Consider the following 13,165-nt stretch of genomic DNA (forward strand, 5'->3'; position numbering starts at 1 on the left):
CCCAATTTTTGCCTTCTGCGGGTAATTATTGGGAAAATTTACCCAATTATTTTTAGTCTAGATAAAGGGTATATACAGATGAAACTCACGGATACTGAATGCAGAAAAGCACAGCCCCAATATAAGCGTTATCGTCTTTCAGATGAAAATGGTTTGTCATTATTGGTGACACCTGCAGGGCAAAAATACTGGAATGTACGTTATACCGTTCATGGTGAGCGTAAGTCAGAATCACTTGGTCTATATCCAGACATGAGTTTAAAGAAAGCGAGAGAGCTTGCCCTTGAGCTGAAATACAAGCATTCCAAATCAGTCTTATACGAAGACATCAAGCCATTTTTTAAAGAGGTGGCAGAAGATTGGTTTGAGAATCAAAGAGAAACTTGGTCAGCAAAGCATATCAGTAATGTACGCGCATCTTTAGATGAGCTTTACATTGCTCTCGCAAATAAACGAATCAATCAGATTCAGGCACCTGAGATTTTGCAGGTTATTAAAAAAATTGAAGCTAGAGGTTCGACTGAAGTAGCTAAACGTACGCTATCTCGATGCGGTATGGTGATGAAATATGCCATAGCCCACGGCTATCGATATGACAATCCAGCTAGTGATTTGGTTTATGCGCTTAAGAATAAGAAAGTGAAAAATTTGGCTTCATTATCTGAAACTGAAATGCCTGAATTTCTTAGACGGATTAAAGCCTATCCTGCTGATGCTCAAACGCATCATGCAATTATTTTGATCATGCTTACAGGTGTTCGAGTAAGTGAATTACTGCAAGCACGTTGGGAAGAGTTTGATCTTGAAGAACGAAAGTGGGATATCCCTGCTGATCGTATGAAGAATGGTTTACCTCATCGTGTACCTTTAACAGACATGATGATTGAGGAACTTCAGGCATTACGTTTGACACACAACCAAGACTTATTATTCCCACATAGATTAAATAACAAAGAACCTATGCGTAGTGAATCAATTTTGGCTGTGATCAAGCGTTCTGGTTATGCAGGTAGAATGACAACGCATGGTTTTAGATCTTTGTTTAGTACTGTGCTAAATGAGTCAAATTTGTTTAATTCTGATGCCATTGAACGTCAGCTTGCCCATGTGCCACAGAACCGGATTCGTGCTGCTTATAACCGAGCACAGTACTGGGATGAGCGTGTAAAGATCATGGAATGGTATGGGGAGAAGGTAAAGGTGTGGTTGGAATAATCACGGGATTTGAAAAATAATTTAGTGAGGAAATAAAACTTAAAAGGCGTGCTTAGCACGTTTTTTTTTTGCCAAATTTCTATCTTCTGATTGAGGTAATGATATTTAGACTTAATTTCTGAATATGGCTAGTGCTTGTAGAAAGGTTATTTTTATAGCTTTTCATCACACAATTAAACTTGAGCTCTAATCCAATATTTGAGAGATAATATTTCAAAAATAGAATTTAATATTAAAAAATTAACTATATAAGAAGTAAGTTTTTAGGGGATAGAAATGTATCTAAAAACCTAAAAGACCTTATTTAATTGCCTTTTAGACAGTAAGAAGATATAAAACAATAAAATTTTAAATAAAAACTATCTAGACAATATTGAGGGGATGAAAATGAAGTTGCAATGGCTTGATGATACCGATGCATTTTATGATGGGTGTTTTTCATATCTAAAAGCAAAATTCCCCAATAAGAGACCAAAAATTTTAGGTGGTGAAAAATATACTGAGCAACCTATATATAATGAAACCGTTGTCGCGTTAGAGCTGATACATCATGTTCTTAGACGTATCGAAGACCGTTCGGCGTATACACGAAAAGATTTTGAAGATGCGCAGGGTAATGATTATCTGAAGATCAAGATTATTAATTTTTATAAACCGCTAGCGTTAAATACTTCTGATGAAATGGCTAATGCATTTCAAAATTTTGCTAAGCATTATTATTGGGATTCCCGAATTTATAACTATAAAAAATTTTTACAAAGTCCAGCAGGGTTGCAAGATTTAGATTTCTCTGACCCAAAGATGTGGAGCGTAGAAAAATTTGATGCTGGAATTTTTTTTGATTTTCTAGATCGCTACAGTGCTTTTCTGGAGTCAGCCTCAACTACAGAAAATGACGAGTTTAAAAAGTTCGATTGGCTTAATAGAAAAATTGATGAGCAAAATAGAATTTATGAGAATTTACTCTTTAGTTATGATCAATTGGTAACAGAGAAAATCAGGTTTGGAATTTGTGTATTCGATGTTCGTTTGCCAATTCAATTAGAGGATGGGATTATTAACTATCAATCTATTTCTTCAGCTAAATTTCTAGGTGATTTTGCCCGATATATGGGTGGTGAGTTTGCACAAGATGATGGTGTATTGTTGGTTGTTAATCATACGCATGTTTTGAGTCTAGATTATGTAGCTATAACATTCTTAGTCATTTACAAAATTAAAAATTATGAATCTCAAGAGAGGTTAGTGGAGCACTATTCTAAAAGAATTCAGAGCTATATTGTGACTCGAAGTATTGAACAAATAAGAGTGACTAATTGTGAAAAAATGATCAAGAAAACATATCCATCAGATCACTTCGTTGGAGAGTTGGTTGGCCAAAAACAGAAAATTAATTTTCGAGATAAGTTTCTGAAATACTTTTTATCTAGTAGTTTTTTATTAAATGTAGATAGTGATGAGCTACTGAAAGAGCAAGTAGATTTATACTCTGTATTTTTTAATGATTTCAGATGTTTTCAAGAAAAAATATACATACAACCTAAGACCCCTAAGACTCGTAAATCCTTATTAGATCAACTTAATACGGCTAGGGTGTTTCTAGATGATTTGATAGATGAAAAAATTGTTTCCAATTTTGATAAATATTTCAATATTAATGACTTAGAACCTAATGCTATAAATCAACTTAATTTGATTGAATTTTTATATCATCAACAAGCAACGGTTTCTAAAGCTTACACGAGTCTTTTGGATGATTTTATCCGAGTTGAGAAGTTGTTAACGCGCATAATGTATCAAAGACGAATAGAGTTGTTCTATTCAGATAAACAGAGAAAGGCTTTTTATGCTAGACCAGCGTTTTCGAAACTAAATGTAGTCTTTCAGCAGTTTATCCTTATTACTATGATGAACTGTTTTTTGAAGGCAAATCACTTATTGAGGGAGTTTAGCTTAAGTCAAAGTTTTGAATTTAAAAATATTGGCTATCGGGTACATCATTTTTTGAAGGAGATGAATGGAAGTTTTCCAGAAGTGATAAGAATTGATGCGCTTCCCACTGTGGAAAATGAGCTAAAAAATTATCAGAAATCTGTACTTAAAGACTTAATAAAAAAAGAAAATGTAGAGTTTAAAAAGGCTAAAAAGCGAGAAGAATCAATCCAAAATTATCTTGAGCTTGTTTTTAAAGAAGATGTCATTGTATTAAGGTTCATATTTGAGGGAGGTTTTGTACAAGGAAGCGAGGATAAGGCGAAAGTTTTTGATTCAATGTTTCGGGATTATGTTGATAATTTGAAGCGTCGCCATACTCAAGGAGTAAAGCTTCTTGGCCATGTTGGTCTTTATGTGCCATATCGCAATGAACATTATATTGATGCCACGTTATTTTTCAAAAATGACACGAATCTAAAAGTGAATTCAGCTGATTTGATAAATGACATTTCAGAGTATTGGAGTAACTATGTAGTCAAAAAAACTGAGCAAATTCAGACCTACATCTCAAAACAGAAAAAGAATGATGATCTGGTAAATCCTTTTGATGATTTCAGTGATGTATGCCTTGTGGCAAAGTCTGTGAAAGTAATACAACTAACGGGTGAACTGAATGATGAGTATTTGGAAATTTACCCAAATCAAAAAAGAAACAAGCAATACATGATTGAGACCATTGCTAAATTTTATGCCTATGCTCCACATATTTTAATTGCTGAACTAGATTTGTCACTTATGCCGAGAAAAGACAGTTTGATTCTGGGGCGAAAAACAAAAAGTAAAAGCGAAGTTAAGTCTTCACAAAAAAGGACGAGAGACTCGAGTAAGGGCTAATAAACAGGCATCGTCGGTTGTAGAAAATAATGACAGCTCCAAGAGAGTTGCTGAGGGATATGTAAACTCTAGCTCTGCAATAGGTGACTTCAACGAGATTCAAAGAGTTATCTCTGGTCCTTTAAAACAAAATAGTGAAGAATTTAGCGAAAATATTTCTAAAGTAGATGAGAGTATTTTAAGTGATGTTGTTGAATCAGTACGTGAGCCTATTAAAACATCCAGAGAGGAAGATGAAAGAAAACCTATTGCGAAATCGGATATAAGTGAACGATCAAGGAGAGTAGTAAAGGTAGAACGTAAGCGGCAGATGAAACCAATACGAGTATCTAAATTCAAATAATGGATTATATAGGATTGCTTTTCATTAGAACCTAACTTCCGCTTCATCCCTTTCCATAAAAATAGGAAGAATTGTTGGGATTTCAATGTTTGCTATAGAAGAAGGGGTTTGGAGAAATTAGTGGTAATTTGGGGTTTAGTACTTCTGAAAATTGCTAGGATATATATTTAATATATATTATTTATCATTTACTTAAGATTATCAACTAACCTTCATCACTCCAAATGATGAAGGTTTTTTTATTGAGTTCAATGCTTACGTTCATGTGTAAAAAATACTGAGCAGTGATTCCTATGAGCTTACTCAATCATAGGAAATATACTCATGAACGAAGCACAAACCTTACTTGATATTGAACACTTCATGCTTAAGGTATCTAGAAGAAAATACCGCTGGAATGATTTCCAATTTGACTTTGATACACTTAAAATAAAAGCAATAGCTGTTCACAATCCAGACTGTAAATACAGCCCTTTAGTAGAAGCCTATTTCAATCTGCTCCCTGAAAATATTTCTTGTGAGGATCAGGAGATTTTTGAAAGTAAGAGCGTATTTCAATGCTTTCAGCGTGAGTTGGCTGAAAAGCAGGAAATCTTCTTGGATGGATTCATTGATCAGATTCGAGATAACCAAAGAAGTTTAAAAAAATATTTTAATGAGCTGTTAGATCGACATCGTAAGCTACTCTTGGTAAGAGTTGATCTGTCATACAAGGTTTTGTCACAACCGAGTATATGTAAGTTCAATCGTGATATTGAGAAGTTGGTTAGTCGCATTCAAGATAAGGATACTATTTTTAAGGATCAGGTCGGGTATGTTTATCGTCTAGAGCAGGGTGGAAAAAGCAGAGGGTATCATTGTCATCTGTTGCTGATATATAACGGTTCTTTGCGTAATCGAGATTCTTACTTAGGACAGTGCATTGGTGAATTGTGGAAAGATAAAATTACAGGAGGGTGTGGACAGTTTTATAACTGCAATCAAGCTGAGCATAAAAAGTATTATCGGGAATTGGATCAGTTAGGTATTGGGATGATTGAAAGGCGTAATGCTAAAGATGTGGAGAACGCGTTAAAAGCAATAGGTTATTTAGCTGATCCTGATAAAGATGATCAATACTTAAGAGCTCCTTTGAAGGGCATGCGGAAGTTTAGTAAAGGTGGCTCAGGGCGCAGATAACGGGATTCCAAAAAATCATAGATATACATCATTAACATGAACGAAGAATGTTTATTTCCCCCTGACATTCAAATCAGAGGCCTGCCATGCGGTAAGCCTTTTTTCATTTTTGAGGTATATCTTATGAGTTTAACTTGTCCTTACTGCCTATCCGATCAAGTCATCCAAGTGGTGAACCAACAAGTGGATGGAACTGAATCATCAAGTCTAGCAGCATCTGCTTCATTAGCGACCATTGGTGCATCCATTTCAAAGAGCCTACCTTTGCCTGTGTCACCACTTTTAGGAGGTCTCGCAGGCGCAGTCATTGGTGGTTTATTCAGTAGTGTGTTTGATGAGCCGAAAAAGCCTGTCACGATGACCTATTACCGCTGTAACCAATGTCAGCAGAACTTTCGCTGAGCCAGTATAGGAGATCGAATCAATGGCCCATCAAATTGAACAAATCGCCTATGTAGGTGAAACGCCTTGGCATGGCTTAGGTAATCAGCTGAGTCCCAATCAACCTCTGGAAGTTTGGGCGCAGCAGGCAGGAATGGATTGGCGTATCGAAACATCTGATGTCAGTTATATGGCTCAGAATGAGCGTGGTCAAAGCATTATCATGCCATTTGAAGAACAGCGTGTGTTGTATCGCTCAGATACCCATGCACCGTTATCTGTGGTTAGTCAGCGTTATCAGGAAGTACAACCCAAAGAGATTTTGGAGTTCTACCGTGATCTGACTGAACAATCGGGCTTTGAGCTTGAAACTGCAGGCGTACTGAAAGGTGGTAAGAAATTCTGGGCTTTAGCGCGTACAGGTCAAAGTACAGCGTTGAAAGGCAAGGATGTAAGTAATGGCTATATTCTGCTTGCTTCTGCATGTGATGGTACTTTGGCAACCACAGCACAATTTACCAGTATCCGTGTTGTCTGTAACAACACGCTTGCCATTGCGCTGAAAGGTGCAACGGCGAGTGTAGGTGTTGTGAAAGTACCACACAGTACCAAGTTCGATGCTGAGAAAGTGAAACAGCAATTGGGGATTTCAGTGCGTGCATGGGATGAGCACATGTATGAAATGAAACAGCTCTCTCAGCGTAAAGTGAGTCAGCAGGAAGCCAAAGCTTACTTTGATGCAGTCTTCAATAACAGCACCATGTCTATTGCAGATCCTGAGGAAAACATTATTCAGTTCTACCGTCAGGTTGCAAGTAATGCGCAAACACAGAATAAAACTGAACCGAATGGAAGAGCCATGTCTAAAACTTTAGAAATGTTTAATGGTCAGGGACGTGGCGCAATGCTGTCTTCAGCAAAGGACACGGCTTATGGTTTGCTATGCTCGATCACAGAGTTTGCAGATCATGAAAGACGTGCCATGAGTACAGATCACCGTTTAGATTCAGCGTGGTTCGGTGCAGGTGCAGGTCTGAAACAAAGAGGCTTAGAGCAAGCTTTGGCATTGCTTGCCTGAGATACATTTAGCCTAAGCTATATCTAATCCAATATTTGCCATCTCATATTCACCATACCCAGCATGAAGCTGGGTATGGTTTTTTTATGCCGTTCAATATTTACAGAAATCTATATTTATAAGGATGTCGCAATGAATCAAATGATCCCAATGACACACCAGAACGCTCCACAACCAACAATAAATCCCTTAAACACAGCTAAGCGTTCCAATACAGCCAAACGTTTGGTTAGTACCAAAGATATGGCCTATCAGGATTGGCTTGAAGTCCGCAAACAAGGTATTGGCAGCAGTGATGCTGCAACAGCATGCGGTTTAAACCCCTACATGTCGATGCTCGAACTGTGGCTGATCAAAACAGGCCGTCAGACGCAGTCGATTGAAGATGAAAGCTCGGGTCTTGCACCACTGTATTGGGGCAAGCAACTGGAACCCTTAGTCGCAGAGTATTACAGCATGCACACCAATTCCAAGGTCCGCCGTGTGAATGCTGTTCTACAGCATCCTGATCCTGACAAGCACTTTATGTTGGCAAACTTGGATTACTCCGTTGTTGGCAATGAGGAAGTACAAATTCTTGAATGTAAAACTGCAGGGGAGCATGGAGCCAAATTATGGCGAGATGGTGTACCGCTATATGTATTGTGTCAGGTGCAGCATCAATTGGCTGTGACAGGAAAGCATGCAGCGCATGTCTGTGTATTGCTCTGTGGACACGAAACCAAAATCTTTAAGGTCACAAGATCTGAATCAGTGATTGAGCACATCATCAATGCTGAACGCTATTTCTGGGAATGTGTGGAAAAGGATACACCGCCATCGGTCGATGCCAGTGAATCTGCAGCCAAAGCCATTCAGCAGTTATATCCAGTTCATGTGCCACTGACAGTTGAAGATCTATCTCAGAATGAAACCGCCAATCTCATGTTTGATAAGTTGATCAAACTAAAAGAAGAGATTCAGCATAAGCAGGAACGATTTGATGAGCTCAAGCATCAGATCCAGATGATGATGAAGGATGCTGAGCGTGCTGTATTCAGCCGTGGTTCAGTGGTGTGGAAGAAAGCCAAAGATAGTGTTGGTTTGAATACACAAGCTGTCTTGAAGCATCAACCCGATTTGATTGAGCTTTACCCATTGTATAGAGCTGGAAGCAGGCGCTTCAACATTTATTTAGATTCGTCGCTTTCAGACAGGCCAGCATAAAAAATCGGCAAAGCAGCCCCTTCGCCCCATTCTCAAAAAGAACAGGGCATTGGACAGCTTTGCCAGATCAAAAGACCGATGCACAACATATTCCCCCGTGGCCATTGGTGTGTCTTGTTTTTATTAATTTTAAATTAATCGGCTAAAGGGCGGGTGCTCTATAGATTTGGCCGTTTTGTATAAAAATGCAGAAAGAGGAAAACAGCATGATTAAAGGTTTAGCAATCACGCCGCCAATGCTTGGACGAATCAGCATTGGGCGGGTAGTGGAAAAGAACGGAAAACGTCTGCCTGAAAAAGACGACCAATTCACCATAACCTCCCAAATTCAGAACAAAGAAGGATGGATTAAGCATCCGCTAGATGAGCAGCTGCGGGTCAATGTGCCAAATCAAAAGCTGCGGACGATTCCTGTCCGTATGATCTTCAATGATCCTGATCTGAACTTAAGAGCAGAGTACACCATGTTTGACCGGCAAACGGGTCGACCTGTGTGTATGGGAAATGGTGAAACCTGTCAAAGGCGAACACAGCAAGGGATAGAGAAACTGCCATGTCCCTCGCCAGATATATGTCCATTGGCTCAGGGCGGCAACTGCAAACCTTATGGACGATTGCATGTGAACTTAGATGAGTCTGATGAATTTGGCACCTTCATTTTCAGGACAGCGGGCTTCAATAGTATCCGCACCTTGGCCGCTCGGCTGAGTTATTACCATGCGGCATCGAATGGCTTGCTTTCATGTCTGCCATTGCAGTTGACGCTAAGAGGTAAAAGCACAACTCAGAGTTATCGACAGCCGGTGTATTACGTGGATTTAACCTTAAAGGATGGTATTAGCTTGAATGACGCGATTGTCATGGCAAAGCAAATTGATGAGCAAAGTAAACAGGCGGGGTTCTATCAGGAGGCTTTGGACCATATTGCTAGACAAGGTTTTGCCAATGCGCAATTTGAGATGGATGGAGAGGAGGGATTGGAGGTTGTTGAAGAGTTTTATTCGGATGAACAACAGCAGCCGAAAAGTAATGAAACCAATGCTTTTGATATACAGCAGGAGTTAAAGGGAGCAGTGACTGCATTGAATTAAGTCGGCAGGTAAAAACACACAGATGTGCCGTATCTCATGAGCGAGGAGCTCGTCAACATGAGATGAGGAAATAAACATGAATGCATTTACAGGTCAGACATTTCAGATGCAGCAGCTGATTAGCATTAAACAGGTTGTAGAGTTCGTTGGTGTGGGCCGTTCTACTATCTATGAAATGATGGATGAAAACTCCCCCTATTATGATCCAACTTTTCCAAAGAAAGTAAAGATCACCCAAAACCGTATCGGCTGGTCAGCTTTAGAGATCCATCAGTGGATTGAAAATAAGTTGGCGAGTCGAGAATAAGGGATGCTTTGCTCCCTTATTTTTTGCATTATCCGGGTAAAAAATAATCAGATATTTATCTCTTATTTCGCTATGATTCAACTCAATATTTAAACGAATTTATTTGGTCAGTCATGGCGATTAAAAAAACAGAACTATATTCTTCTCTTTGGGCGAGTTGTGATGAATTACGTGGCGGTATGGATGCAAGTCAATATAAAGACTATGTGCTTACCATGCTGTTTTTGAAATATATTTCAGATCGTTTTAGCAATGATGACTTTGCCGTTATTGAAATTCCTGAAGATGCAACTTTCGAAAAAATTAGTGCGTTGAAAGGGAGTAAAGAAATTGGCGATAAGCTCAATATCATTATTCGTAAAATTGCTGAAGCTAATAACCTACGTGGTGTCATTGATGTTGCTGACTTCAACGATGAAGACAAGCTAGGCAAAGGCAAAGACATGATTGACCGATTGACTAAGTTAATCGGGATTTTTGAAGGCTTAAATTTAGCGGACAACCGTGCAGATGGTGATGACTTACTAGGTGATGCGTATGAATATTTAATGCGTCACTTTGCCACGGAGTCAGGTAAGTCTAAAGGGCAGTTCTACACACCAGCCGAAGTTTCTCGTGTGGTGGCGAAAGTTGTGGGTATTAAAAAAGACACACCAAAAAATTCCACAGTTTATGACCCGACCTGTGGTTCAGGGTCATTGTTATTAAAAGCATCTGATGAAGCTGTAAGAGGCTTAACCATCTACGGTCAAGAGATGGATAATGCAACATCGGCATTGGCACGTATGAATATGATTCTACATGGTGATGTGGGTGAAGGTGCGAAAATTACCCAAGGCAATACATTGTCTGCGCCCGAATATAAAGATGAAGCTGGTCAGCTCATGACCTTTGATTTTGCTGTCGCTAACCCTCCATTTTCAAGTAAAAACTGGACGAATGGTTTAACACCAAACAGTGATGAATTTGATCGCTTTGTGTGGGGTGTACCACCAGAGAAAAATGGTGACTTTGCCTTTTTACTTCATATTTTAAAAAGTTTAAAAAGCACAGGTAAAGCTGCAGTCATCCTGCCACATGGGGTTCTATTCCGTGGTAATGCCGAAGCACGTATCCGTGAAAATTTGATTAAGCAAGGCTATATCAAAGGCATTATTGGTTTACCTGCTAACTTGTTCTATGGTACAGGTATTCCGGCTTCCATTATTGTGATTGATAAAGCTGCTGCGCAACCAATTCAGTTTAATGAAGAAGGTGAAGTGACTGATGGTCAAAGCATCTTCATGATTGATGCAAGCAAAGGCTTTATTAAAGATGGCAACAAGAACCGTTTACGTCACCAAGATATTCATAAAATTGTTGATGTCTTTACCAAAGAACTCGAAATTGAAGGTTATAGCCGTAAAGTCGATATCCATACCATTGTTGCTAATGAATACAACTTAAACATTCCTCGCTATATCGATTCAAGTGAAGCGGAAGACTTACACGATTTAAGTGCACACCTTAAAGGTGGTATTCCAAAGCGTGATATTGACGCATTACAGAACTATTGGGATGTTTTGCCGAATGTACGTGCTAGCTTATTTGAAAAAGACCGTGAAGGTTATGGTCGTTGTTTAGTTGCAGCGAGTGAAGTCAAGAAAACCATTTTAGAGCATGCTGAATTTAAAACCTTTGCAGTTGAAAGTTTAAAACCATTTACAGCATGGTTTGAACGTAGTGCATTTAAGGCGATTGAAAAAGATCAGAAGCCAAAAGATATTATGCTACGTGTCAGTGAAGACTTGTTGCAGAGTTATGAAAAAGTTGCTTTGCTCGATAAATACGACATTTACCAAATATTTATGGAATATTGGGATGAAGTATTACAGGACGATGTTTCTGTTATTACTCAAGATGGTTGGGCAGGTGCAAAGCTTATTCGTAATTTAACGGCGGAAAAGGATAGTAAGTTAAAAGAAGTACCTGATTTAGTCATTGGGAAAATTAAATATAAAGCTGAAGTGATTCCACCGCATTTGATTGTGGCGAAGTATTTTGCCACTGAACAAGCGACTTTAGATGCAAAACAGGCAGAGCTAGATATTGCAACGCAAGCGTTGGAAAGCTTTATTGAAGAGCATACCGCCGATGAAGGTTTATTGCTTGAAGCCTTAAACGATAAAGATAAAGTGACTTTAGCAACGGTGAAAGCTCGCTCAAAACTTGCGGTTGATGTTGAAGAAAAGCAAGTCTTAAAAAATGCACAAAAGCTGTTTGAAGATGAAGCGACTTTGAAGAAAAAAGTCAAAGAGTTGCAAGAAGCATTAGACCTTCAAGTCTTTACCAAGTACCCAACTTTAACGGATGATGAAGTAAAAGATTTGGTTGTACAAGATAAGTGGTTTGCCACTTTAAATAGTAGTATTGAAGCTGAGATTGAGCGTGTGACTCAGCAATTGGCAAACCGTGTTAAAGAGTTAAATGAGCGTTATGCAGAGCCTTTACCGCAAATTACCCAAAATGTTGAAGCTTTAAGTTTAAAAGTGGCTGAGCATTTAAAAGAAATGGGTTTGGAGTGGTAAGTATGACTCAAAGCAATTTTAAATCAAAAGACGATCAGCCGATTCCTGAAGGCTATAAAAAAACTGAAGTAGGGATAATTCCAAATGATTGGCAGTTAGAATGTATTGGAAACATTGTAAATATAACTACAGGCAATAAAAATACTCAAGATAGAATCTCTGAAGGTAAATATCCTTTTTTTGTTAGATCTCAAAAGATTGAGCGAATAAATAGTTTTTCCTTTGATGGAGAAGGTGTACTGACAGCTGGTGATGGTGTTGGAACTGGTAAAGTTTTCCATTATATAAATGGAAAGTTTGATTTTCATCAGCGTGTATATCTGATGCATTCGTTTAACCAAAAAGTAAATGGATACTATTTTTATATTTATTTCAGTAATAATTTTTACGACAGAATCATGTCTATGACAGCAAAATCTTCAGTAGATTCTGTGCGAAGAGATATGATTTCAAATATGAAAATTGTATTACCTACTTTAAGAGAACAACAAAAAATCGCCGGAGCTTTATCCGATACTGATGCTTTAATCTCTGAGCTTGAAAAACTCATTGAAAAAAAACAAGCCATTAAAACCGCAACCATGCAACAGCTTTTAACAGGTAAAACACGGTTGCCTGAATTTGCTTTACGTGAAGATGGAACAGCTAAAGGTTATAAAGACAGTGAGTTAGGGCAGATTCCTGAGGATTGGGACGCTTTTGAAATAAATAATTTAGTCGAAAATATTATTGATTATCGTGGTAGAACACCAAGAAAACTCGGAATGGATTGGGGTGGTGGTAATATCGTTGCTTTATCAGCAGGTAATGTAAAGAAAGGCTATATAGACTTTGATGCTGAATGATGTGTGCTGAATTAGCAGGAGACTTTCACTTGGGAGATTCTAGGCAGCTAACCGATAAAAGTCTTCTGCCATTTGATTTGGTGTCTTAAAATCCAAGCCTTTTTGAATTCTTCGCTGATTATAA

Annotated in this window: 10 protein-coding genes; all 10 read left to right on the forward strand. The window is 38.4% G+C overall.

What is annotated here, in order from left to right:
- The first annotated feature begins 78 nt into the window (after nt 1–78).
- The 10 genes from FTT72_RS09290 (at nt 79) to FTT72_RS09335 (ending at nt 13,041) form a co-directional block, all read left to right on the forward strand.
- Entirely contained in the window at nt 79–1,215 is a 1,137-nt protein-coding gene (locus FTT72_RS09290) for a tyrosine-type recombinase/integrase (RefSeq protein ID WP_180026569.1), read from the forward strand.
- Between the two features lie 387 nt (nt 1,216–1,602).
- Nucleotides 1,603–4,044, forward strand: coding sequence for a hypothetical protein (locus FTT72_RS09295; protein ID WP_180178257.1), 2,442 nt, complete (start codon nt 1,603–1,605; stop codon nt 4,042–4,044).
- 667 nt (nt 4,045–4,711) lie between these two features.
- Nucleotides 4,712–5,566, forward strand: coding sequence for an inovirus-type Gp2 protein (locus FTT72_RS09300; protein ID WP_180178258.1), 855 nt, complete (start codon nt 4,712–4,714; stop codon nt 5,564–5,566).
- A 123-nt stretch (nt 5,567–5,689) separates the two neighbouring features.
- A complete protein-coding gene (locus FTT72_RS09305; RefSeq protein WP_180010040.1) occupies nt 5,690–5,968 on the forward strand; it encodes a hypothetical protein in 279 nt (92 codons plus the stop codon).
- A 22-nt stretch (nt 5,969–5,990) separates the two neighbouring features.
- Nucleotides 5,991–7,025 (forward strand): DUF932 domain-containing protein, encoded by a 1,035-nt coding sequence (locus FTT72_RS09310; RefSeq protein ID WP_180178259.1) that lies wholly within the window; start codon nt 5,991–5,993, stop codon nt 7,023–7,025.
- A 150-nt stretch (nt 7,026–7,175) separates the two neighbouring features.
- Entirely contained in the window at nt 7,176–8,231 is a 1,056-nt protein-coding gene (locus FTT72_RS09315) for a YqaJ viral recombinase family protein (protein WP_373686910.1), read from the forward strand.
- Between the two features lie 206 nt (nt 8,232–8,437).
- Entirely contained in the window at nt 8,438–9,322 is an 885-nt protein-coding gene (locus FTT72_RS09320) for a hydrolase or metal-binding protein (protein WP_180178261.1), read from the forward strand.
- Nucleotides 9,323–9,398: 76 nt separating this feature from the next.
- The gene (locus FTT72_RS09325) at nt 9,399–9,629 is read left to right on the forward strand and encodes an AlpA family transcriptional regulator (RefSeq protein WP_180026577.1); all 231 of its coding nucleotides are present in this window, start codon (nt 9,399–9,401) and stop codon (nt 9,627–9,629) included.
- 113 nt (nt 9,630–9,742) lie between these two features.
- Entirely contained in the window at nt 9,743–12,196 is a 2,454-nt protein-coding gene (locus FTT72_RS09330) for a type I restriction-modification system subunit M (protein WP_180178262.1), read from the forward strand.
- 2 nt (nt 12,197–12,198) lie between these two features.
- Nucleotides 12,199–13,041, forward strand: coding sequence for a restriction endonuclease subunit S (locus tag FTT72_RS09335; RefSeq protein WP_180178263.1), 843 nt, complete (start codon nt 12,199–12,201; stop codon nt 13,039–13,041).
- The last annotated feature ends 124 nt before the right edge of the window (nt 13,042–13,165 follow it).

Source organism: Acinetobacter sp. YH01005 (genome assembly GCF_013420465.1).
Lineage (GTDB): Bacteria > Pseudomonadota > Gammaproteobacteria > Pseudomonadales > Moraxellaceae > Acinetobacter > Acinetobacter amyesii.

Coding starts and splice junctions, on each gene's coding strand:
- FTT72_RS09290 (WP_180026569.1), top strand. CDS start 79: ATGAAACTCACGGATACTGAATGCAGAAAAGCACAGCCCCAATATAAG.
- FTT72_RS09295 (WP_180178257.1), top strand. CDS start 1,603: ATGAAGTTGCAATGGCTTGATGATACCGATGCATTTTATGATGGGTGT.
- FTT72_RS09300 (WP_180178258.1), top strand. CDS start 4,712: ATGAACGAAGCACAAACCTTACTTGATATTGAACACTTCATGCTTAAG.
- FTT72_RS09305 (WP_180010040.1), top strand. CDS start 5,690: ATGAGTTTAACTTGTCCTTACTGCCTATCCGATCAAGTCATCCAAGTG.
- FTT72_RS09310 (WP_180178259.1), top strand. CDS start 5,991: ATGGCCCATCAAATTGAACAAATCGCCTATGTAGGTGAAACGCCTTGG.
- FTT72_RS09315 (WP_373686910.1), top strand. CDS start 7,176: ATGACACACCAGAACGCTCCACAACCAACAATAAATCCCTTAAACACA.
- FTT72_RS09320 (WP_180178261.1), top strand. CDS start 8,438: ATGATTAAAGGTTTAGCAATCACGCCGCCAATGCTTGGACGAATCAGC.
- FTT72_RS09325 (WP_180026577.1), top strand. CDS start 9,399: ATGAATGCATTTACAGGTCAGACATTTCAGATGCAGCAGCTGATTAGC.
- FTT72_RS09330 (WP_180178262.1), top strand. CDS start 9,743: ATGGCGATTAAAAAAACAGAACTATATTCTTCTCTTTGGGCGAGTTGT.
- FTT72_RS09335 (WP_180178263.1), top strand. CDS start 12,199: ATGACTCAAAGCAATTTTAAATCAAAAGACGATCAGCCGATTCCTGAA.